The organism is Erythrobacter sp. KY5 (genome assembly GCF_003264115.1).
Taxonomy (GTDB): domain Bacteria; phylum Pseudomonadota; class Alphaproteobacteria; order Sphingomonadales; family Sphingomonadaceae; genus Erythrobacter.
On the sequence record NZ_CP021912.1, the window covers coordinates 1030095 to 1051607 of the forward strand.

A 21513-nucleotide genomic window follows, 5' to 3' on the forward strand; every position below is an offset into this window, starting at 1 on the left:
TCAGCGGTTCTGCCGCCCTTCGATCAAACGATCAACCAAGGACGGGTCGGCCAGTGTGGATGTATCGCCGAGCGACCCGTAATCGTTCTCCGCAACCTTTCTCAGGATACGCCGCATGATCTTGCCCGATCGCGTTTTGGGCAGACCATCGGTGAACTGGATATGATCGGGCGTCGCGATCGGGCCGATCTCCTTGCGGACATGGGCGCGCAAATCCTTGAAGAGCTCCTCGGAGCCTTCCTCACCGGCATTCAAGGTGACGTAGCAATAGATGCCCTGTCCCTTGATATCGTGCGGGTATCCGACCACTGCCGCCTCTGCGACCTTGTCGTGCAGCACCAGTGCGCTTTCGACCTCCGCTGTACCCATTCGGTGGCCGGAGACATTGATGACATCGTCGACGCGGCCCGTGATCCAGTAATAGCCATCTTCGTCGCGCCGGCACCCGTCGCCGGTGAAATACTTGCCGTGGTAGGTGCTGAAATAGGTCTGTTCGAAGCGTTCGTGGTCGCCGTAGACGCTTCGCGCCTGCCCCGGCCAGCTGGCAGTGATGCACAGATTGCCTTCGACCGCGCCATCGAGCACGCCGCCATCATTGTCGACCAGTTGCGGTTGGATGCCGAAGAACGGAAGGCCTGCGCTGCCCGGCTTCATGTCGTGTGCGGCAGGAAGCGTAGTGATCATCACGCCGCCCGTTTCGGTCTGCCACCATGTGTCGACAATCGGGCAGCGCCCTTCGCCGACAACGTCGAAATACCAGCGCCATGCCTCCGGATTGATCGGTTCGCCGACCGACCCGAGCAGGCGCAGTGACGAGCGATCCCGGCTCGTCACGAAGTCGTCCCCCTCGCGCATCAGGGCGCGGATCGCGGTAGGCGCGGTGTAGAGGATATTGACCTGGTGCTTGTCCACCACGTCCCAGAAGCGCCCATGATCGGGATAGTTGGGCACGCCCTCGAAGACGACGCTGGTCGCGCCGTTCATCAGCGGGCCGTAGACGATATAGCTGTGCCCCGTGACCCAGCCGATATCGGCAGTGCACCAGTAATACTCGCCCGGCTGGTAGTCGAAGACGTAGTTGAACGTCGTCGCAGTCCACACGCCATATCCGCCGGTCGTATGAAGCACGCCCTTGGGCTTTCCGGTGGAGCCTGAGGTATAAAGGATGAAGAGCGGATCTTCGGCCTGCATTACTTCACATGGCACGTCCTTGTCCGATGCGAGATCGCTGAACCAATGGTCGCGGCCTTGCGTCATCGCAACGTCCGCCCCGGTGTGTGCAACGACCAGCACGCCGTCGACATCTGCGCCCTCGATCTGGAGCGCGGCATCGACATTGGCTTTCAGCGGCACACGCTTCGAACCGCGCAGACCCTGGTCGGCAGTGACGACAAATCGACTGCCGCAATCCTCGATCCGCCCGGCGAGCGCTTCGGGTGAGAAGCCACCGAATACCACCGAGTGTATCGCGCCGATCCGTGCGCAGGCGAGCATTGCGGTGACGCCTTCGACCACCATCGGCATGTAGAGCGTGACGCGGTCGCCCTTCTTCACGCCCATGGCAAGAAGCGCGTTGGCCATCCGCACCACTTCGCCGTGAAGCTCGCGATAGGTGAGCGTGCGCGCCGGGGTCGCGGGATCGTCCGGCTCGAAGATGATCGCAGTATCGTCGCCGCGCGCCTCAAGATGGCGGTCAACCGCGTTGTAGCAAAGGTTGAGCGTTCCGTCGGCGAACCACTTGATATCGACTGGATCGTACGACCACTCGCCGCCCTTTGCGGGCATGTCGAACCAGTCGAGCCTCTGCGCCTGTTCAAGCCAGAACGCATCGGGCGTTTCCACCGAGCGGCGGTAGAGCTCGCCATATTGCTCGCTCACGCAATGCGTGGAGCGGCTCGATTGTGGGCGTTGGACGGCGTGCATCATGTCGATTCTCCCTTCACGCCGCCGCTTTTACTGCATTGGCGTGCTCCAACGCTCTGCGACAAAGGTCGTACGACTATCCGCTAGCTGTGCGCCCGCGATGTGCCGCGTCATTCTGATCCGACAAATCCAAAAGGATCGGGAGGGGATAAGATGACAATGGGGAAGCCAGCCTTTCGTGGAGCATTGCTCGCCAGCACCATGATGGCCGCATCGCCTGCAATGGCGCAGGATGGTAATGTCGAGGATCGGCTGGACCGGCTGGAAGCGCTGGTCGAAGGTCTGATCGAACGGCTCGATGCGCAGCAAGGCGCGACCGAGCAGCAGCAAAGTGCCTTGATGGCGGAACGCGAACAGATGCGCGCTCAAAGTGAGGCACTGCTGGCCGCGACACAGGACCTGCAAACCCGCCAGGATAATCTTGCCCAACAGATCGCCGCCGCACCGCCATCGGGAGGCGTATCGAGCCCGGGCAAGACGACTTTCAGCTATGGTGGCTATGTCAAACTCGACGCAATCAGCCAGCGCACCAGCGGCGGGCAACTCCCGAACAATTCGATCCTGCGCGACTTCCTCATTCCGGTGGCCATTCCGGTAGGCGGGGACGCGAGCGGCTTCGATACCGACTTCAGCGCGCGCCAGACGCGGTTCCTGTTTAACACCGAAACCGACGTGGGCAGCGACCATACGCTCAAGAGCCATATCGAGCTCGACTTCAACGTCACCGAGGGCGGGAACGAGCGGATTTCGAACAGCTTCGTGCCGCGTATCCGGCAGGCATTCATCACCTACGATAACTGGATGTTCGGCCAGGCCTGGTCGACATTCCAGAATGTCGGCGCGCTTCCTGACAGTCTCGATTTCATCGGCGTAACGCCGGGCACGGTGTTCGATCGCCAGCCGCTTATCCGCTACACAAATGGCGGTTTGCAGCTTGCCGTCGAGCAGCCGGAAACAGTCGTGACCACGCCGACGGGCACGCGGCTTGAGGCGGGCGATGATCAGCTGCCCGATGTCGTCGCGCGTTACAATTGGGGCGGCGATTGGGGTTCGCTGACCGCGACAGGGATCGTGCGCCAGCTGCACATCTCGACCGACGATCTGATGGGCGTCGATGACAGCGCGTTTGGCTATGGCCTCAGCGTTTCGGGCAAGATCAAGGTGGGTCAGCGCGACGATTTCCGCTTCATGGCGACCGCTGGCGATGGGCTGGGCCGCTATATCGGCCTCAATCTCGTCAATGATGCGGCGATCACGGCTGCGGGCGAGCTTGATCCTATCTTCACCTATTCGGGCTTTGCCGCCTATCGCCACGTCTGGTCAGACGATGTCCGCTCGACGATCGCAGGTTCGTATTTCAAGGCTGACAACCCGGTCCTGCTCACCACCAATCAGGTGACGGACGAAAGCTGGAATGCCTTTGCCAACGTCATCTGGAGCCCGGTCGACCCGATCGATATCGGTATCGAGCTGATGTACGCCGAACGCACGCTTGAAGACGGGCGCAGCGGCAATCTGCAAAGGGTGCAGCTTTCGACCCGGTACAACTTCTAGGTCAGATACGTCTCAGGCAGCGCGGGTCTCTCTCTCCAATACGCGCAGCCATTCTGCCCCGCCGGTCCCCAGTGCCGGCGGGGCTATTGTATAGCGCGTCGGTAAAGGTGCCAGGTGGCATGCCCGAACAGCGGCAGAGCGATGAAGAGGCCGAGAAAGGCTGCAAGGATGCTTACGAAAAGGACGCCCGCAATGATCGCTGCCCAGATGAGAAGCACGCGGGCATTGGCCCTGAAGCAGGCAACGCTGGTTATCACGGCGGTCAGGAAATCGATCTCGCGATGGACCAACATAGGCAGGCTGAAGACGGTGACGGCGTAGAACACCAGCGCCATGACCGCGCCAATCGCGCTGCCCACTGCCAGCATGACCAGCCCGGCCTGAGTGGTGAGAAATGCGAGCGATTCAGAACCTGAGCCCGCTTCCACGATCGCGATGGAAAAAATGACATGCGCAACGATGACCCAGAACCCGAACGCCACGAAGATGATGACGCCCATCGCCAGGATCTGTTCGTCCCCGCGCCCTCTTACGGCACCCAGAACGGCGGACCAGCTCATCGGCAGGCCAAGTTCGCGCCGGCGGCTGACTTCGTACAGACCTACGGCGGTGAATGGCGCGAGTAGCGGGAACCCGGCGGCCGCCGGGATCGCCCAGGTGTATTCCCCGCGCGCGGCAAGGAAGTAGGTGAGAGCCAGCCCGCCAGCCACGAAAATCGCGGCAAAGAAAAGGCCGAAAAGGGGAGCGCTTGCAAAATCCCGCCAGCCCGCAGCCAGCGCCGCGCGCAAGTCCTCGAAAGCGAGATCCTGAGCGATTACCAGCGGTTTCGGCTGCGCGGTGTTGCTTGCGGTTTTCCCCAAACGTCCCCGTCCTTTCGTGATCCCTTAAAACCGGTAAGCGACGCCTGCGCTCACGACCCAGGGATCAAGATTGTGCTCGGTTTCCAGAACCAGCGTTTCGTTGACGAAGAACTGTGCGTTGGTGCCGATGAAATAGCGCTTGGCATCCAGCGTCACGCCAAAGCCCTGGTCACCGATCGGAATATCGACACCGCCCTGAAGGACGAAGCCGAATTCATCGGTAAGGTCAGTGTCGGTCACGCCAAGCGGCGCAACGCCAGCACCGGTCTCGTCGGTGAGCCACATGAAGTACGCCACACCCGCGCCGAGATAGGGTTTGATGCCGCCGACATCGAAATGTGCCTTGGCCGTCAGCGTTGCTGGCAGCAGCAGGGCATCCGACACGACTTCGGTGCCAGCGGGCAGGCCGGCGATTGCATCGACATCGTGCTGCGAAACACCCGCGATGGTCTCGATCGAGAAGTTGTTGGTGAAGAAGTACTCGGCAGCGATAGTCGGCACATAATTGTCGTTTGCCTCAACGTCGGTGCCTGCCGGCAAGCCGACATCGTCCAGCACAACCTCGTCGATCCCGCCATCGGGAAGAACGCCCGTCGCGAGGACTTTGACCTGCACATCTCCGGCGCGGTCCTGCGCCGCAGCGGGCGAAGCTACCATTGCTACGGCTGCGAGGCCGAGAAGAGCATGGGTCTTTTTCATCGTTCGTATTCCTTGAAACATTGGTCCTTCAATCGAAGGAATGCTTGCTGCGATAGACCGATCACGAAGCGGAAAATCAGCCATCCGGCGAACCAGGCGGCCTACGCCGACCAGTTCTTCACAAGACATTCGCTCCTTCTTAAAGTGCAGCAGTGGCCACCCGATGCGGCCCAGGATTTTTGCTGCTGATGCGCCAATGCCGCGAGGCTGATGCCGATGCATTGATCCAGATCAATGCGCCTGAACTTCTTTGCGCTCATCAGGCTGCCACTCTGATTATTGCGCGAGGCGCCCTTGCACATGACTTTTCCCGACCTTTTCGAACGCTTTTCGATAGCGATCCTCCCGCTGGGAACTTCGGATGCAACCCATCTCCGCTTCCAGGCGGTCGCCCGCTATGCGAGCGCGCGTGCGGGCGATGCGCCTTTCATGGGAAATGGCTCAGATCAAATCGTGTTCGTCGCAAGTGGCAGCACCAAACTCGTCGCCCACGCATCGGGCGGGCGCGAGCAGGTTGTCGCGTTTCACTTTGCAGGCGACCTCGTATCGGTCCCGGCCCGCGCTGCTCACGCTTATTCCCTGTGCGCGCTTGAAGACTGCGAATTGATCTATTTCCCTGCCGATGAATTCTACAAACTGGCTCGCTTCGAGGCGGGAATGGTAGATGAAGTCCTCGAACGCGCCATCCGGGCACTCAACCGGTGCCGAGAGAAAACGATTAGCCTCGGCCGCAAGAGCGCTCAGGAAAGGCTAGCGAATTTCTTCCTGACGATGGACCAGCGCATCGGGACGGACGGGGAGGGAGGGCGCCTTCTGCATCTGCCAATGTCGCGCCGCGATGTCGCTGACAGTCTTGGTTTAACGATCGAGACGGTGAGCCGCCAGTTCGGAGAACTGCGCGAGGCGGGCCTTATCGAAACCATGGGCCGATCGAAGGTCGTGCTCCGCGATTTGAGCGGCCTTGGTGCGCGAGCCGGGCATCTGTTCGAAGCCGCATGACGAAAACTCAGACGCAAAACCGAGAAAAAGTGACGCCCCGCGCTCCAAGTTGATCTGAGTCAAACACACGCGGTCAGCGGGCCTCTAACGCAGGTTGCAACAACAAGGGATCTTCATTATGGAAGCTGTAGTTGGCCGTGCAGGCCTGTGGTTGGTTCTCGCGCTTCTGGCGCTCGCCGCGATGGTGGGGGCGAAGGATGCGGGGTTTGCCGCTCACGCGCTGATCGTGGCGATCGTCGCCTTCGGGCTTGCGATTGTGACGACCGCGCGCTTTGACCCGATGGCCAAGGCGCAGAGCATTTTCCGCATGCCACCGGGCGAAAGCCGGTACGATGACGACATCGTGCGCTGGGGCGTCATTGCGACGATGTTCTGGGGCCTCGCAGGCCTTCTTGCGGGCGTCTACATCGCGCTTCAGCTGGCTTACCCTGCGCTCAATTTCGAGCCTTACCTGAACTTTGGCCGACTGCGCCCGCTTCACACCTCTGCGGTGATCTTCGCCTTTGGCGGTAACGCGCTGCTCGCGACCAGTTTCTATGTCGTCCAGCGCACCTGCCGCACAACCCTGGCGCTTCCGGGTGTCGCGCGGTTCGTATTCTGGGGATACCAGCTGTTCATCGTGCTGGCGGCGACGGGCTATCTGCTCGGTGTCACCCAATCGAAGGAATATGCCGAACCTGAATGGTATGTCGATCTGTGGCTGACCGTGGTGTGGGTCGCTTATCTGGCGGTCTTCGTCGCGACGATCCTGAAACGCAAAGAGCCGCATATCTATGTCGCGAACTGGTTCTTCCTCGCCTTCATCGTCACCGTGGCGATGCTGCACGTGGTCAACAATATCGCGATCCCTGTCAGCCTTCTGGGCGCGCGCAGCTACTCCGCCTATTCGGGAGTGCAGGATGCGCTGATCCAGTGGTGGTACGGCCACAATGCGGTCGGATTTTTCCTCACCGCCGGCTTCCTCGCGATGATGTATTACTTCGTCCCGAAGCAGGCCAACCGGCCCGTCTATTCCTATCGCCTGTCGATCATCCACTTCTGGTCGCTGATCTTCCTCTACATCTGGGCTGGTCCGCACCACCTCCACTACACCGCGCTGCCCGACTGGGCGCAGACGCTGGGCATGGTGTTTTCCATCATGCTGTGGATGCCGAGCTGGGGCGGTATGATTAACGGCCTGATGACGCTGAACGGCGCATGGGATAAGATCCGCACCGATCCGATCATCCGCATGATGGTGATGGCGCTCGCTTTCTACGGGATGAGCACGTTCGAAGGGCCGATGCTGTCAATCAAGGCGGTGAACTCGCTTTCGCACTATACCGACTGGACCATCGGGCACGTTCACTCGGGTGCGCTGGGCTGGAACGGGTTGATCACCTTCGCCTGCGTCTACTTCCTCGTGCCGCGTCTTTGGAAACGCCAGCGGATGTACTCGCTGCGCATGATCAACTGGCACTTCTGGCTCGCGACGCTGGGTATCGTAATTTACGCCGCCAGCATGTGGGTCGCAGGGGTTACGCAGGGCCTGATGTGGCGCGAATACGGCTCTGACGGATACCTGGTGAACAGCTTCGTCGACACCGTCGCAGCGCTGGAGCCGATGTACTGGATGCGCGCCTTTGGCGGCCTCCTCTACCTCTCAGGCGCGATCATCATGTCCTACAATATGTGGATGACGATTGCGGGCCACCAGCGCGACGAAGCGCCCATGGGAGACACCCATTACGACGAGGAAGCCGACCGTCCTCTGGCCGGCATTCAACCTCAAGCTCAACCTGCGGAATAGGGATACGCAAACAATGAGTGACACACACCCAGAAGCCCCGCCGCAGGGCGTTTTCGAAGGCCACAAGCGGCTTGAGAAGAACATCACCCTACTGACCGTTGCGACCTTCATTACGGTGGCAATTGGCGGGCTCGTGCAGATCACGCCCTTGTTCTACCTTGAGAACACGATCGAGGAGGTGGACGGCATGCGGCCCTACACCCCGCTCGAACTGGTGGGCCGCGATATCTACATTCGCGAGGGCTGCTACACGTGCCACAGCCAAATGATCCGCCCCTTCCGTGACGAGGTCGAGCGCTATGGGCACTACAGCCTTGCTGCGGAAAGTATGTACGATCACCCGTTCCAGTGGGGATCGAAGCGGACCGGACCGGACCTGGCGCGCGTCGGCGGGCGTTATTCGGATGAATGGCACGTCCAGCACCTGATCGACCCGCAAAGCGTCGTGCCGCAGAGCATTATGCCGAGCTACGCCTTCCTCGCGGAGACAGAGCTTCAGGTCGCCGACGTGTCGGCCAACCTCACCGCGCTTTCCAACGTCGGAGTGCCTTACTCGGCCGCCGACATCGAGGCGGCTGAGAACGACCTTTTCGCGCAGGCCAATCCCGACATGGACCCCGGCGATCTCGAGGACCGATACTCCAAGGCGCAGATCCGCGACTATGACGGCGACCCATCACGCGTGACCGAGATGGATGCGCTCGTCGCCTACCTCCAGATGCTCGGCACGCTGGTCGATGTCGACAGCGCCGCGGCGCAGACCGAACTCGCTGAGGAGAAGGGCCGGTGAGCTTCTACGACGCCTTTCGACACTTCGCCGACAGCTACGGTCTGGTGATGATCTTCGGCCTCTACCTCGTCCTGTGTGGCTGGCACTTCCTGCCGCGCTCAAGAGACGGCGTGGAAGAAGCCAAGACCTCGATTTTCAAGGAAGACGATCATGTCTGACAAATACCGCATCGACGAACCCACCGGCACCGAATTTGTCGGTCATGAATGGGACGGTATCGAGGAGCTGAACACGCCGCTGCCGCGTTGGTGGCTGTGGACGTTCTATGCGACGATCGCATGGGCAGCTGTCTACGTGGTGCTCTATCCGGCGTGGCCGATGGTGAGCCAGGCGACCGAGGGTGTGCTTGGCTGGTCGAGCCGTAGTGAACTTGCCGAAGAAATGAGCGCCGCCGACATGGCGCGCGCCGGTACGTTCGAGCGGATTGCCGCAACCGACATCACCAAACTCCCCGCCGATCCCGAGCTGATGGGTCAGGCGATTTCCGGAGGGGCGGCCGCCTTCAAACAGCACTGCGTCCAGTGCCACGGCGCGGGCGCGGCAGGGTACGAACAATATGGCTACCCCAACCTCAACGACGATGACTGGCTGTGGGGCGGCACGCTCACCGATATCGAATACACGCTCACCCACGGCATCCGCTGGGAGGGCTCGGACGAGACACGCTCAAACTACATGCCGGCATTCGGCGATATCTTCAGCCGTACCGAGCTCGACGCCGTCACAAGCCATGTCCTGTCGCTGAGCGGCGAGGGGCAGAGCAATCCGGCTGGCGCGCAGCTTTATGCCGACAATTGCGCCGCATGCCATGAAGCAAACGGCGCGGGCAATCGCGAGCTTGGCGCGCCTGCATTGAACGATGCGATCTGGCTCTACGGGAGCGAGCGCGCGCAAGTGAGCCAGCAGATCGCCAACCCACGCCACGGCGCGATGCCGGGCTGGAGCGACAAGCTCGACCCGGTCACTATCAAGATGCTCGCAGCCTATGTCCATTCGCGCGGCGGCGGTGAGTTTGAAGGCGAGGCAACCGAAGAGGTCGCTCCCGGGATCGAGGGTGAAACCGCCGATGATGTCGCATCCGCAGGCGAGGTCGGAGACGATGGCCGATCCTGAAGAACTCGAGAGGCCTGACGCCAAGCGCGATTGGGGTGCGGCTCTGCCCGAGGTGGAGACCGACCCCATTGCGGCGCGTCGCCTGCCTCACCAGCCGCCGCCCAGGCTCTATGAAAAGCGCAAGGCGGTTCACAACAAGCGCATTGACGGCCCGTTCCGCCGCTTCAAATGGCTGATCATGGTGGTCACGCTGGCGATCTATTATGTGACGCCGTGGATCCGCTGGGACAGAGGGCCCTATGCACCAGATCAGGCGGTTCTGATCGATCTGGCAAACCGCCGCTTCTACATGTTCGATATCGAGATCTGGCCGCACGAATTCTACTTCGTGGCCGGGATGCTCATCATGGCGGGGATCGGGCTGTTCCTTGTCACCAGCGCCGTCGGGCGCGCATGGTGCGGCTATGCCTGCCCGCAGACGGTGTGGACCGACCTGTTTCAGCACATCGACCGCCTGATCGACGGGGATCGCAATGCGCGCATCCGTCTGGACAAGGCACCGTGGGGGCCAGCCAAGATCGCTCGGCGCGGTGCGAAGTGGTCGATCTATCTCCTTATCAGCATGCTGACAGGCGGCGCGTGGATTCTCTATTTCGCCGACGCGCCGACGCTCTTCGTGGACTTCTTCAGACTGGAAGCCGACCCGGTCGCCTATATGACCGTCGCTATCCTGACCGGCACGACCTTCTGGCTGGGCGGGTTCATGCGCGAGCAGGTGTGCATCTATATGTGCCCGTGGCCACGCATTCAGGGGGCGATGCTCGACGAGAAGTCGCTGATCGTCACCTACAAGGACTGGCGCGGAGAGCCGCGCGGCAGCCTCAAGAAATCGCTTAAGAATCCGGACGAATACGGCGACTGCGTCGATTGCCTGCAATGCGTCGCGGTGTGCCCGACCGGCATCGACATCCGCGAAGGCCAGCAGATCGGCTGCATCACCTGCGCCCTGTGCATCGATGCCTGCGACCGGGTGATGAAGGATATCGGACGCCCGCGCGGGCTGATCGACTACGCCACTCTTGAGCAATGCGAAGCCGAAGCCGCAGGCGCGCCCGCGCAGCCGGCATGGAAAGCGCTCGTTCGCCCGCGCACCTTCATCTATTTCGGCATCTGGGGCGCGATCGGGCTTGCCATGCTGTTCGCGCTCGGCACGCGCAGCCACACCGACCTGACCGTCTCGCCCGACCGCAATCCGCCCTTCATGCTGATGAAGGATGGCTCGGTGCGCAATTCCTACACATTGCGCCTGCGCAATATGGAAGCGCGCCCGCGTGAGATGGAGGTTTCCTTTGCTGGACTGCCCGAAGGTTCGGTGATGTGGACCGACAGGATCGGACGCGAGGATGCGGCGACGGCACAGGTCCTTACCGTGCCTGCCGACGAAACCCGCGTGGTCCGCGTCTATGTCGTGACCCCTGCGGGCACCGACGTCGACAATTTCCGCTTCGTGCTCACCTCTCTCGACGAACAGCGTGAGAGCGACAGCGAGGAAACCACTTTCACCGCACCCGGAGACGAATGATGGCGAGCAAACCGCACAAGCCTTTCACAGGCAAGCATATGGCGGCGATCCTGGTCGCGGGCTTCGGTGTCGTCATGTGCGTCAATTTCTACATGGCGAGCCGCGCGGTTAGCGGCTTCCATGGGACCGTGGTCGAGAACTCCTACATCGCCAGCCAGAACTTCAACGACTGGCTCGACAAGGCAGACGCTTCGAAAGCGCTTGGCTGGCAAGCCCACATCACGCGCGATGAAGCGGAATACGTGACCGTGACGGCCAGCGGTGTCCCCGTCTCCGCGATGCTGACGGCGGAGCTGCGACGGCCGATTGGGGAGCGTGAATACGCAAGCCTGACATTCGAACCAATGGGCGAGGGTCGCTACCGTTCGAGCGAGCCAGTCGCACAGGGGCGCTGGACCATGCGCCTTTTTATTGAGGCTGATGGCAAGAGCTGGGCTGAGGAAAGCGAGCTGCCCCGGTGAACGCGCCAGACCTCTCGTTCGACAGGGGTGAAGCGCCCCTCAAGGGCATGCGGTTTACCGTGCCCGGCATGCGCTGCGCCGGCTGCATTGCGAAGATCGAACGCGAGCTTCCCAAGGTCGATGGGATTGTCGCCGCCCGCGTGAACTTCTCGTCCAAGCGCGTCGCTATCGAGCACGATCCCGCCGTCGGCGAGGATGCCCTGACCGAAGCGCTCCTGCGGCTAGGCTTCGAAGCGCAGCCGATCGAGGAAAATCCGCTCGGCACCGAAGCGGCTGAGCGCAAGCAGCTGACCCGTGCGTTGGGCGTCGCCGGCTTCGGCATGATGAATGTCATGCTGCTATCGGTCAGTATCTGGTCCGGTGCGCAAGGCTTTACGCGCGAGCTGTTTCACTGGCTTTCCGCGCTGATCGCGATGCCAGTGATCGCTTATTCGGGCAGACCCTTCTTTTCGAGCGCATGGATGGCGCTCAAATATCGGCGCACCAATATGGACGTGCCGATCAGCATCGGTGTGATCCTCGCCACTGCGCTCAGTCTTTATGAAACGATCACCGGCGGTGAGCACGCCTATTTCGAGAGCGCCGTCATGCTGCTCTTTTTCCTCCTCGCAGGGCGCGCGCTCGATGCCGAGATGCGCACGCGAACCCGCGCCGGGATCGGGGCGTTGCTGGGCCGGATGGGCAAGAGCGCCAGCGTCATCGGCCCTGACGGGGCGACCCGCCGCGTTCCCGCAAACGCGCTGGAGCCGGGTATGCTGGTGCTGGTCGCTGCAGGAGAAGCGCTCGCCGCCGACGGAGAGATCGAAGAGGGGCGCTCCACGATCGACAATTCCATGCTCACCGGAGAGAGCGCACCGGAAAGCGTCGGTGCAGGCGCGCAGGTCCACGCGGGCGCTATCAATCAAAGCTCGCCTTTCCGCATGCGCCTGACGCGAACCGCCGATGACACGGCCATCGCGGAAATTGCGCGCCTGATGGATGAAGCCGGACAGTCGCGCAGCACTTATGTCCGTATCGCCGATCGGGCCAGCCGCGCCTACGCGCCCGTCGTCCACGCGCTTGCCGCGCTTGCATTTGCAGGCTGGATGATAGCGGGCGCAGGATGGCATCAGTCGCTCGTCATCGCCATCGCCGTGCTCATCATCACATGCCCGTGCGCAATGGGGCTCGCAGTGCCGACCGCGCAGGTTGTCGCATCGGGAGCGCTCCTGAAACGTGGACTGCTGGTCAAGGATGGTAGCGCGCTGGAGCGCCTTGCCGAGGTCGATGTCGCGCTGTTCGACAAGACCGGCACGCTGACGCTGGGAGAACCGCGCCCGGATATCGGCGCTCTCAACACCGCAGAAAGACAGGTCGCTCTGGGTCTCGCCCAATCGAGCCGCCATCCCCTCAGCAAGGGCCTTGCGAAAAGACTGCTGGAGGAAGGCGTGCAGCCCGCAGCCATCGATAATCTTGAGGAAGTTGGCGGAGAAGGCGTTTCAGGAATGTGGGGCGAGGTGCGCGTCGCTCTCGAAAGGCCCCAGGTCGAGACGGACCGGCTGGCCGTTACGCTCAAGATCGGAGAGGAGCATACGACCCTTTCGTTCGATGATCCGCTGCGAGCCGATGTGCCTTGCACTCTCGCGCTGCTTCGCGACGAGAATATCGAGGCCAGCATTCTCTCCGGTGACCGCAATGCGCCTGTCGAAGCTGTCGCGCGCCAGCTGGACATTCCGGCGATTGCAGAGGCCAGCCCGCAAGATAAGCTCGCCGCGCTCGAAGCCTTGCGTGAAGCCGGGCGCTTTCCCCTCATGGTAGGCGACGGCCTGAACGATGGTCCCGCACTTGCCGCCGCGCATGCCTCAATCGCTCCGGGCACCGCCAGCGATGCGAGCCAGCAGGCGGCAGACGCGGTGTTCATTGGCGAGAAGTTGATGCCGGTCGCGCTTGCGGTGCGTGTGGCGAAGCGGACCATGGTGATCGTGCGCCAGAATTTCGCCTTTGCCATCGGTTACAACGCGCTTGCCGTGCCGCTTGCGCTGTTCGGCTATGTCACGCCGCTTGTCGCTGCGATCGCAATGTCATTGAGCAGCCTCGTCGTGGTCGCCAATTCCCTGCGGCTTGCGGGGAGCGCGAGATGACCGGCCTCACATTCCTTATTCCGATTGCACTGTTGATGGGAGGGGCAGGGCTGTTGGCCTTCTTCTGGGCAATGCGTTCAGGTCAGTATGAGGACATGGACGGCGCGGCCCATCGCATCCTGATCGACGAGGACACGGATCGGGATGGGGACGGGGAAGGAGAGGCAAAGTCATGAAGCTTCTCGCCGTAATAGCGCTCATCCCCGTCGCATTGGGGCCACTTCCTCAAGAGGAACGGTCGCTGACCATCGCCCTATGCCTAGGCGGGGAGATCACCATCCCGCTCGGCGACAGGGAGGACCGGCCCTCGCGCGATTGCCACCAGGAGGGCTGTCATGCCGGCTCCTGCCGTGAGAAAACGAAGCGGGCCCAGCGCACGATTTGATCTGGCGCAAAGACGTTTATGGTCGCCGCGTCTTTAACGCTGTGCATGTGGCCTTATTATCCAGACCTGCTCGAAACGCCGGTGCCGCGTTACACGAGCTATCCGACCGCCGCCGATTTCGGTGAGCTTCCCACATCGGCGCTTGCGCAGGCGATTGGGGAGGCCAGCGGCGACATATCGCTCTATCTCCACATTCCGTTTTGCGAGAAGATCTGCTTTTATTGCGGGTGCAACACCGGTGCGGCTGGCAGGCGGCAACGGGTGCAAAGCTATCTCGCCTCCCTTCATGCTGAAATCGAGACCGTCGCGACCTTGCTGCCACGCGACGCGCGGGTGAGGCGCGTTGCGTTCGGGGGTGGCAGCCCCAACGCCATCGAACCATCCGAGCTCCTCGACCTCGTCGATGCGCTGCACCGCAATTTCTGGCTCGACCAGACCGAGTGGTCGATCGAGCTCGACCCGCGCTCAATGAACAGCATCTGGGGGGAAGCCATTGCCGAAGCGGGCTTCACGCGGGCGAGCATGGGCGTGCAGACATTCGCTGCGCATTGCCAAGAGGCGATCGGGCGGGTGCAGGACGATCAGATGATCTGCCGCAGCATCGACTGGCTGCGCAGCGCGGGCGTCACATCGCTGAACTTCGATCTGATGTATGGCCTCCCCGGTCAGACGCGCGAGGACCTTGCCGACAGCCTCGAATACACCGCCTTACTTGGCGCGGACCGGATTGCGGTCTTCGGCTATGCACATGTTCCGCATATCGTGCCACGCCAGAAGATGATTCCGACCGATGAATTGCCCGGACGAGACGAACGGTTCGCTATGGCGAGCCAGGCTTTCGAATACCTCATGGAGAAGGGATACAAGGAAGTGGGGTTTGACCACTTCGCCCTGCCCGGCGACCCGATGGCAGAGGCCGCGCGAACGGGCACTTTGAGGCGCAATTTTCAGGGCTTCACCGATGACCAGTCAGACGTCCTGATCGGGCTTGGGGCCAGCGCGATCAGCGGTTTTCCCGGACTGATTGCCCAGAACGAGAAGAACAATGGCCGCTATCGGATGATGGCCTCGCAGGGTCGTCTTACCGCTACGGTCGGCATAAAGCGCAGCTCCGAGGATCAATTGCGCGCGCGCGTGATTGAGGAGCTTTTGTGCCGGGGCAGGGCGAGGCTTTCGCCTTGTCTCCTGATCAGCCACGCGCAAGAGTTCGAGCCGTTTCTCAAACGCGGATTGATGACGCTGAGCGGTCTCGATCTCTCGATCACGCCCAGCGGCCTTCCTTATGCGCGCGTGATCGCTTCGAAGTTCGACACCTTCCGCGCCGCGGCGAAACAGGCATTCAGCTCCGCAATCTGACCGATCAGCCTGCGCGCACCTTGGCGAGGAAACCGTCTACCTGCACGCGCAGGGTCTGAGCCTGTTGCTCGAGTGCGGTTGCGCTGGTCAGCACCTGGCTGGCTGCGGCGCCGGTCGAGATTGAAAGCTCGCGCACTTCCCTGATGTGACCCGAAACCTGCTCGGTGCCCCGCGCGGCAAGGTCGATGCTGCGGGCAAGGTCCTGGCCTGCGACCGATTGCTGGTCGACCGCGCTTGCGATCGAAACAGCGGTGGTCTCGAGCTGGGCAACCTCACTCGCGATTGAGCGCAGCGCGCTGACGCTTGCGCCGGTGGTGTCCTGCATGGTGCGGATCTGGTCCGCGACCTGTTCGGTTGCGCGGCTGGTCTGCATGGCGAGTTCCTTGACTTCGCTTGCGACAACGGCGAACCCGCGCCCGGCCTCGCCGCCACGGGCGGCTTCGATCGAGGCGTTGAGCGCAAGCAGGTTGGTGCGCTGCGCAATAGTCTGGATGAGCTCGACGATCTGGCCCACCTGTTCCGCGCTGCTGGCGAGCTCTGAAATGGTGGAATCCGCCTCATTGGCAGACAGTGTCGCCTTGCGAGCGAGTTCCGCCGATGAAGCGGCCTGTCGGCTGATCTCGCCAATCGACATCGCAAATTCATCGGATGCCGCCGCGGCTGCGGTTGCGCCGGTATTGGCCTCTTCCATTGCCGCTGCGACTTCTGCTGTGCGGTTGGAGGATTGCTCTGCGCTTGCCGCCATTGCGGTGGAAGTGGTCTGCAATTGGCTCGATGCACTCGCGACCCCGCCAACGACGTCACCGACGGTGCGCTCAAACTGGTCGGCAAAGCTTTGCAGCGTGCGTTCGCGTTCGAGGCGAGCTTCCTCTTGCTGGATCTGAAGGCGGGTCTGCTCCTCAAGTTCCTCCTTGGCCTTTTGCGAGCTTTCGCGGCTGAGGCGCTCAAGACGGATACTGGCCTTGAGAAAAATACCCATCGCGCGGGCCATCTCGCCAACCTCGTCGGTCCGGTCCTCACCGTGGATGTCGATCTCCTTCTCGCCCCTGGCAAGCCGGGTCATCTGACTGGCAAGCTGCCTGATCGAGCCACCGACCGAGCGGTCGAAGTAGCGCTGTGCAACAAGCGTGGTCACGGTCAGCAAGACCGCCAGCGCGACCCAGATCAGGAGCAGCGTGGAAAGCAGGCTGGCGCCCGAATCCGAAATGCGGTCGGCCTCGGTTCCCATGCGGGTCGCAAGATCACGAGCGGCCTCAAGCGCTGCGCTCCCAGTGGCCGTCACCTCGGACGCCTGCGCTTCGCGGCGCGCCGTGGGAGCTTCGGGATTGAATGCCCCGATCTGGCGGCGAAAATCCTCGGTCGCCGCAGCAATCAGCCCGATGCGATCAATCGCTTCCATGTCGAGGCCCGCAGTAGCATCGCGAAGACCGTCAAGCTTGGCATCGGCGATGGTAAGCTGCGCCAGCGCCTGATTGGCCCGAGCATTATCGCCGGTTACGACGAGGATCTCAGCGTGACGCTGTGCCTCCGAAATGTCTGTCAGAAGACGCTCGGCATCAATCGCGAGATCGTGGGTTACATTGATCTGCTCGGCTCGGTTGCCTGCTTCGACGAAGAAGCCAATCAGCACCAGCCCCGCAAACAGGGCAAGGATGAGATTGAACCCGTAAAATGCCGAGATCTTGCGTCCGATGGACAGCTTTTCGAACCACCCGGCCGCTGCGCCCAAAGGGTTGAGGCCTCTTTTGTCGACTGTTTGGTTGGTACCGATCCGTTCTGCTTCGAGGTCTACTGCGATTTCCTGCAAAGCGCTCATTATGCGTCCCCGTTTGTCCCTGTTCGAGCTGCTCTGGCAGGCTCGTCAAAGTCACCAGCGCTGCTCTCGGCGCGAACCTGCGCTTCGATCAGCGTGTCGATATCCGATGCCGGCATGGCCTTGTAATAAAGCCAGCCCTGGATCTGATCTGCACCGGCAAGGCGGACCATGTCGGCCTGTTCAGTGGTTTCAACGCCTTCGGCAGTCACACCCATCTTGAGTGCGCGCGCAACGGCAATGCTGGAAAGCATCATGGCGCGGCTGCCTTCGTCCTCGCCCGCTTGTACCACAAGGCTGCGGTCGAGCTTGAGCTTTTCAAACCGGAATTGGCGAAGAAACCCGATGGAGGCATAGCCGGTCCCAAAGTCGTCGAGCGAAATGCGCACGCCGAACTTGCGGATGACGTCGAGGCTGCGCTCGGCCACCACCGGATCGAGAACGAGACATGTCTCGGTGACTTCAAGCTCCAGCTGGTCGGGTGGAAAGCCGGTATCCTCAAGGATTTCGCCCAGTTTGATCGGGAATTCCGGGTTTCTGAGCTGGGCGGCCGAAATGTTGACCGACAGCGTGATGTCCTTCCACCGGCAGCCATCGGTCATGGCCTTGCGCAAGACCCAAAGGCCGATCGGATTGATGATGCCTGAATCTTCCGCGACCGGAATGAAGACATGCGGGCCGACCTTGCGGCCATCCTCACGGTTCCATCGCAGCAGCGCCTCGACGGCGACGATCCGCGCGCCGTTCGATCCGGAATCGGCAGCCACCAATGGCTGATAATGAACCTCGTATTCGCCCTTCGTAAGACCAGCGCGTAATTCGTCTTCGAGCTCGCGCACGGCTTCGCGGCGTTGATCGAAGCTTTCGTTGAACCATGTGCAGCGCATTTTTCCGTCGCGCTTCGAGACGGACATCGCAACGTCGGATCGGCGCAGCATTTCAGAAGAAGGCAAACGTCGACCCGCGGTTGAGCGTGCCAGGCCGATGCTCGCTCCGACACATATGTCGTACTTGCCGACTGGCACTGGTGCCTGCAACTGTTCAAGCAGCGTGCGGCACATGCCTTCAAGGATAGTGCCCGAAACCCGGCCCGCCATCGCCACGGCAAATTCGTCACCACCCAGACGGTAACAGCGCGCTTCATCGCCGCAGATTTCCTGAAGCATGCCAGCGCATTCCTGGATCAACCGGTCGCCGATCGCATGCCCGTAATGGTCGTTGACCTGCTTGAAACGATCAAGATCGATAAGCGCGACTGCCACTTCCTCATCGCCCAGTGAAAAGGTCTCAAGATCGTTGTGAAGCGCGCGCCGATTGGGCAGCTTGCTCAGTGTGTCGGTCTCGCTCAGTTCTTCGAGTTCGTGGACATTGTTGAAGCCGTGGCGGCTCAAGAGAAAGATCGTCGCCGCGTAGACCAGCGCGCCTGCAATGAAGAGCAATTTTGGTTCTACGATGTCGATTGTCTTGCTGAAGCTGATGACGAGAACGATGCCGCCGAACACGAGGCTGAGCGTGGCAAGAGGTGCCAGGACAATCCCGAGGGGAGTGAGGCGCAGAGGTTTACTCGGCTTGGGCACGCAACTTCCTTCTACTCGCGGCGAAAACGTCAGCTTGGCGATGCCCGGCTTTCTAAATATCAATGGCTAACGAACGGTAAAATCTCCGAAACCCGGATAGGGAAAATCCCTTTGATTCCGCTTAATTTTTACCCAAAGCCAAGAGCCGCGCTGCGGGCGACCTGCTCGGGAAACTCGTAGATGCTCATGCGTTTGGCCGCAGGCTCGAAAGCGCGCGTCTGGCCTACGACCGTTTCCCCGGCGCCGAGCATCAGGAAACCGTCGCGCGCCATTGCCGATGCCAGCCTGTCGAATACCATGGCGCGTGTGTCCGCATCGAAATACAGCAGGACATTGCGGCACAGCACGAGGTCGAAGCGGGCGCGTGCGGGTGGTTCGGACAAGACGTTGTGCTGCTGAAAGCGGGTAATGTGGCGAACGTGATCGAGGATTTGCCAGCCGCCGGGAGTTTCCTCGAAGTGGCGCAGCATCTGGGTAACGCCAAGGCCACGCTGAACCTCGAACTGGCTGTAAAGCCCGGTGCGTGCGGTTCGGATGGCGCGGTGCGATACGTCGGTGCCGAGGATATCGATCGTCCAGCCGTCCCATAAGGCCTTCTGGTCTTCGAACAGCATGGCAAGACTGTGCACTTCCTGTCCGGTCGAACACCCGGCGCACCAGATCGACAGGCGCCGCGTGTGCCTTCTGCGCCGCGCAAGCTCGGGCAGGATATCATCGGGGATCTGATCGAAAGTCGGTTTGTCCCTGAAAAAGTATGTCTCATTGTTGAGCAAGGCCTCGACGACCTCGGTCGCCAGGTCGCGGTCATGCGAGCGCCGGCGCGGCTCATCGAGCAGGCAGACGAGCTGGTCGAGATTGCTGATTCCGTGTTCGCGGAAGACGCCCGAAAGCGCCGTTCCGACACGCCAGCGTCGACTTTCGGTGAGGTGCTGCCCGGTGCGGGCGGACAAAAGGTCGGCGATGATCTGGTAAGAGGCCTGGCTAACTTCCATGTCGGGTCAGGTCGTCACACTCTGGCGCGTCGGTTGCGCTGTGCCGCTGATTGTTCCGATCTGAGCCATAAGCGCCTGCCCCAGAGCGGGAGGCGCTGCCACATAATCGCTGAAGCCCGCTTTCGTGACCGCTCCCGGCATTCCCCAGACGGCGCTGGTCTCCGCGTCCTGGGTCCAGACGGTCCCGCCCGATTCGCGCAGGTGCTGGACACCATCGAAACCATCGCGGCCCATGCCTGACAGGATAATTGCATGAACGCGGCCATTGCAGGCGTCGGCGGCGCTGCGCAGCATCGGGTCAACCGAAGGCAGGCAACCACTGCGAGCAGGTTCGCTGGAAATACGCGCCACAAGCGTTTCGCCCAGCCGCTTCACGATCATGTGCCCGTGCCCGGTCGCGATGGCGATTTCGCCCTTGCGGATTTCGGTTCCGTCATCCGCGATATGGGTGGGACGACCGCTCGCAACCTCGACCTGGCGCGCGAACACCGGGATGAACGAGCTGGGCAGGTGCTGCGTTATCAAAATCGGCAGATCGAAATCGGGTGTGAGTTCACGCAGCATCAGATTGAGCGCGTGAATGCCTCCCGTCGACGCACCGATTGCGACGAGCTCCGGAAGCTGGGCCGGGCGCGACAGTCTCGCTGGTTTGGCCTCCTGAGCGCTGATCTGCGCATTGGCGCTGGCGGCTGCATTATCGCCTTTGCCGCCGAGCGCGCGGATCTTGCCGAGAAGCTGACTGCGGTAATCCTCGTTGAAGCCACCGGGACGCGGCTTGAGCATGGTGTCGGCCGCACCGGTGGAAAGCGCCTGAACGGTGGCCTCGGCCCCGTCATCGGTCAGGGATGAGACGACCAGCACCTGAAGGTCCGGCGCGGCCGCGAGGATAGCAGGCAGCGCTTCGAGACCGCCCATGCCGGGCATTTCGAGATCGAGCAGCAGGACATCGGCGTCGGTCGTGCCGAGCTGTGCGATCGCCCGCTCGCCGGACGATGCGGTCGCGGTGACTTCCATCGCGCCGTCGCTTTCCACGATGCGCTTCAGGACCGTGCGAACGGTCAGCGAATCATCGACGATCATCACCCGGATTGCGTCGCTCGCACTCTCGCACGCGGGCGCGCTGTCGCGGGAAGCCGGCTCGTTCGCTACTTTTCGCAGGATTCGGGAAGGGGAAGAAGACATCGCGTTCACGCGAAGCCGACCAGCTGCAGTTTGATTTGCAATGTTTCGTGATCGAACGGCTTCATCACGTATTCGTCGGCGCCGGCACTTATTGCCTCGCGGATATGAGCCACGTCGTTTTCGGTCGTGCAGAACACCACTTTCGGCTTGTCACCGCCGGGACGCTTGCGCAATTGCGTGATGAATTCGATCCCCGTCATGACCGGCATATTCCAGTCAAGCAGGACCACGTCGGGCATCTTGGCCTCGCACGCTTCCAGGCCCTCCTTGCCATTTTCGGCTTCTTCGACCGCAAAGCCCAAGGTTTCGAGAATATGCCTCGAAACTTTGCGAATTACGCGGGAATCATCGACGACTAGGCAGCTTTTCATGAGGGAT

Annotated in this window: 19 protein-coding genes; 11 read left to right on the forward strand and 8 right to left on the reverse strand. The window is 61.6% G+C overall.

What is annotated here, in order from left to right; translation table 11 throughout:
* Entirely contained in the window at positions 1–1926 is a 1926-nt protein-coding gene (acs, locus tag CD351_RS04945; RefSeq protein ID WP_111991581.1) for an acetate--CoA ligase, read from the reverse strand.
* Between the two features lie 156 nt (positions 1927–2082).
* Here acs and CD351_RS04950 point away from each other — a divergent pair, with 156 nt between their 5' ends.
* Positions 2083–3477 (forward strand): DcaP family trimeric outer membrane transporter, encoded by a 1395-nt coding sequence (locus tag CD351_RS04950; protein WP_234027229.1) that lies wholly within the window; start codon positions 2083–2085, stop codon positions 3475–3477.
* 83 nt (positions 3478–3560) lie between these two features.
* Here CD351_RS04950 and CD351_RS04955 read toward each other — a convergent pair whose 3' ends face one another.
* Both CD351_RS04955 and CD351_RS04960 read right to left on the reverse strand, forming a co-directional pair.
* A complete protein-coding gene (locus CD351_RS04955) occupies positions 3561–4337 on the reverse strand; it encodes a DUF2189 domain-containing protein (RefSeq protein ID WP_234027231.1) in 777 nt (258 codons plus the stop codon).
* 24 nt (positions 4338–4361) lie between these two features.
* Positions 4362–5036, reverse strand: coding sequence for an OmpW family protein (locus CD351_RS04960; protein WP_111993594.1), 675 nt, complete (start codon positions 5034–5036; stop codon positions 4362–4364).
* A gap of 300 nt (positions 5037–5336) precedes the next feature.
* Between CD351_RS04960 and CD351_RS04965 the strand changes: the two genes are divergently transcribed.
* The 10 genes from CD351_RS04965 (at position 5337) to hemN (ending at position 15571) form a co-directional block, all read left to right on the forward strand.
* Entirely contained in the window at positions 5337–6035 is a 699-nt protein-coding gene (locus CD351_RS04965) for a Crp/Fnr family transcriptional regulator (RefSeq protein ID WP_111991583.1), read from the forward strand.
* Between the two features lie 118 nt (positions 6036–6153).
* Positions 6154–7824, forward strand: coding sequence for a cytochrome-c oxidase, cbb3-type subunit I (ccoN, locus tag CD351_RS04970; protein ID WP_111991584.1), 1671 nt, complete (start codon positions 6154–6156; stop codon positions 7822–7824).
* A gap of 13 nt (positions 7825–7837) precedes the next feature.
* Positions 7838–8614, forward strand: coding sequence for a cytochrome-c oxidase, cbb3-type subunit II (gene ccoO, locus CD351_RS04975; protein ID WP_111991585.1), 777 nt, complete (start codon positions 7838–7840; stop codon positions 8612–8614).
* The gene (locus CD351_RS04980) at positions 8611–8772 is read left to right on the forward strand and encodes a cbb3-type cytochrome c oxidase subunit 3 (RefSeq protein ID WP_007166286.1); all 162 of its coding nucleotides are present in this window, start codon (positions 8611–8613) and stop codon (positions 8770–8772) included. The genes ccoO and CD351_RS04980 overlap by 4 nt, the downstream gene beginning before the upstream one ends.
* Complete coding sequence (ccoP, locus tag CD351_RS04985; protein WP_111991586.1) at positions 8765–9727, forward strand: cytochrome-c oxidase, cbb3-type subunit III; 963 nt, start codon at positions 8765–8767, stop codon at positions 9725–9727. Before CD351_RS04980 ends, ccoP begins: the two co-directional genes overlap by 8 nt.
* Positions 9714–11249, forward strand: coding sequence for a cytochrome c oxidase accessory protein CcoG (ccoG, locus tag CD351_RS04990; protein WP_234027232.1), 1536 nt, complete (start codon positions 9714–9716; stop codon positions 11247–11249). Before ccoP ends, ccoG begins: the two co-directional genes overlap by 14 nt.
* Positions 11249–11710: a FixH family protein gene (locus CD351_RS04995; protein WP_111993596.1), complete on the forward strand. Its 462-nt coding sequence runs from the start codon at positions 11249–11251 to the stop codon at positions 11708–11710. Before ccoG ends, CD351_RS04995 begins: the two co-directional genes overlap by 1 nt.
* Complete coding sequence (locus CD351_RS05000; protein WP_369880793.1) at positions 11707–13830, forward strand: heavy metal translocating P-type ATPase; 2124 nt, start codon at positions 11707–11709, stop codon at positions 13828–13830. The genes CD351_RS04995 and CD351_RS05000 overlap by 4 nt, the downstream gene beginning before the upstream one ends.
* The gene (gene ccoS, locus CD351_RS05005) at positions 13827–14006 is read left to right on the forward strand and encodes a cbb3-type cytochrome oxidase assembly protein CcoS (protein WP_111991587.1); all 180 of its coding nucleotides are present in this window, start codon (positions 13827–13829) and stop codon (positions 14004–14006) included. Before CD351_RS05000 ends, ccoS begins: the two co-directional genes overlap by 4 nt.
* 254 nt (positions 14007–14260) lie before the next feature.
* Complete coding sequence (gene hemN, locus CD351_RS05015) at positions 14261–15571, forward strand: oxygen-independent coproporphyrinogen III oxidase (protein WP_111991589.1); 1311 nt, start codon at positions 14261–14263, stop codon at positions 15569–15571.
* Positions 15572–15575: 4 nt separating this feature from the next.
* On the opposite strand, the gene CD351_RS05020 is transcribed toward hemN, so the two are convergent.
* The 5 genes from CD351_RS05020 to CD351_RS05040 form a co-directional block, all read right to left on the reverse strand.
* Positions 15576–17387, reverse strand: coding sequence for a methyl-accepting chemotaxis protein (locus CD351_RS05020; protein WP_234027234.1), 1812 nt, complete (start codon positions 17385–17387; stop codon positions 15576–15578).
* The gene (locus CD351_RS05025) at positions 17387–18961 is read right to left on the reverse strand and encodes a bifunctional diguanylate cyclase/phosphodiesterase (protein WP_234027235.1); all 1575 of its coding nucleotides are present in this window, start codon (positions 18959–18961) and stop codon (positions 17387–17389) included. The genes CD351_RS05020 and CD351_RS05025 overlap by 1 nt, the downstream gene beginning before the upstream one ends.
* 128 nt (positions 18962–19089) lie before the next feature.
* On the reverse strand, positions 19090–19953 hold the full coding sequence (locus CD351_RS05030) for a protein-glutamate O-methyltransferase CheR (RefSeq protein ID WP_111991590.1): 864 nt from the start codon (positions 19951–19953) through the stop codon (positions 19090–19092).
* Between the two features lie 6 nt (positions 19954–19959).
* Complete coding sequence (gene cheB, locus CD351_RS05035; protein ID WP_234027236.1) at positions 19960–21033, reverse strand: chemotaxis-specific protein-glutamate methyltransferase CheB; 1074 nt, start codon at positions 21031–21033, stop codon at positions 19960–19962.
* 107 nt (positions 21034–21140) lie between these two features.
* Entirely contained in the window at positions 21141–21506 is a 366-nt protein-coding gene (locus CD351_RS05040) for a response regulator (protein ID WP_111991591.1), read from the reverse strand.
* Positions 21507–21513: the final 7 nt, after the last annotated feature.

What these genes read in the sequence shown, in the direction of transcription:
- ccoP (WP_111991586.1), top strand. Translation starts at nt 8,765, where the DNA reads ATGTCTGACAAATACCGCATCGACGAACCCACCGGCACCGAATTTGTC.
- CD351_RS04995 (WP_111993596.1), top strand. Translation starts at nt 11,249, where the DNA reads ATGGCGAGCAAACCGCACAAGCCTTTCACAGGCAAGCATATGGCGGCG.
- CD351_RS05030 (WP_111991590.1), bottom strand. Translation starts at nt 19,953, where the DNA reads ATGGAAGTTAGCCAGGCCTCTTACCAGATCATCGCCGACCTTTTGTCC.
- ccoS (WP_111991587.1), top strand. Translation starts at nt 13,827, where the DNA reads ATGACCGGCCTCACATTCCTTATTCCGATTGCACTGTTGATGGGAGGG.
- CD351_RS05040 (WP_111991591.1), bottom strand. Translation starts at nt 21,506, where the DNA reads ATGAAAAGCTGCCTAGTCGTCGATGATTCCCGCGTAATTCGCAAAGTT.
- acs (WP_111991581.1), bottom strand. Translation starts at nt 1,926, where the DNA reads ATGATGCACGCCGTCCAACGCCCACAATCGAGCCGCTCCACGCATTGC.
- CD351_RS04950 (WP_234027229.1), top strand. Translation starts at nt 2,083, where the DNA reads ATGGGGAAGCCAGCCTTTCGTGGAGCATTGCTCGCCAGCACCATGATG.
- CD351_RS04960 (WP_111993594.1), bottom strand. Translation starts at nt 5,036, where the DNA reads ATGAAAAAGACCCATGCTCTTCTCGGCCTCGCAGCCGTAGCAATGGTA.
- CD351_RS04965 (WP_111991583.1), top strand. Translation starts at nt 5,337, where the DNA reads ATGACTTTTCCCGACCTTTTCGAACGCTTTTCGATAGCGATCCTCCCG.
- CD351_RS05020 (WP_234027234.1), bottom strand. Translation starts at nt 17,387, where the DNA reads ATGAGCGCTTTGCAGGAAATCGCAGTAGACCTCGAAGCAGAACGGATC.
- ccoG (WP_234027232.1), top strand. Translation starts at nt 9,714, where the DNA reads ATGGCCGATCCTGAAGAACTCGAGAGGCCTGACGCCAAGCGCGATTGG.
- ccoN (WP_111991584.1), top strand. Translation starts at nt 6,154, where the DNA reads ATGGAAGCTGTAGTTGGCCGTGCAGGCCTGTGGTTGGTTCTCGCGCTT.
- hemN (WP_111991589.1), top strand. Translation starts at nt 14,261, where the DNA reads ATGTGGCCTTATTATCCAGACCTGCTCGAAACGCCGGTGCCGCGTTAC.
- cheB (WP_234027236.1), bottom strand. Translation starts at nt 21,033, where the DNA reads ATGATCGTCGATGATTCGCTGACCGTTCGCACGGTCCTGAAGCGCATC.
- ccoO (WP_111991585.1), top strand. Translation starts at nt 7,838, where the DNA reads ATGAGTGACACACACCCAGAAGCCCCGCCGCAGGGCGTTTTCGAAGGC.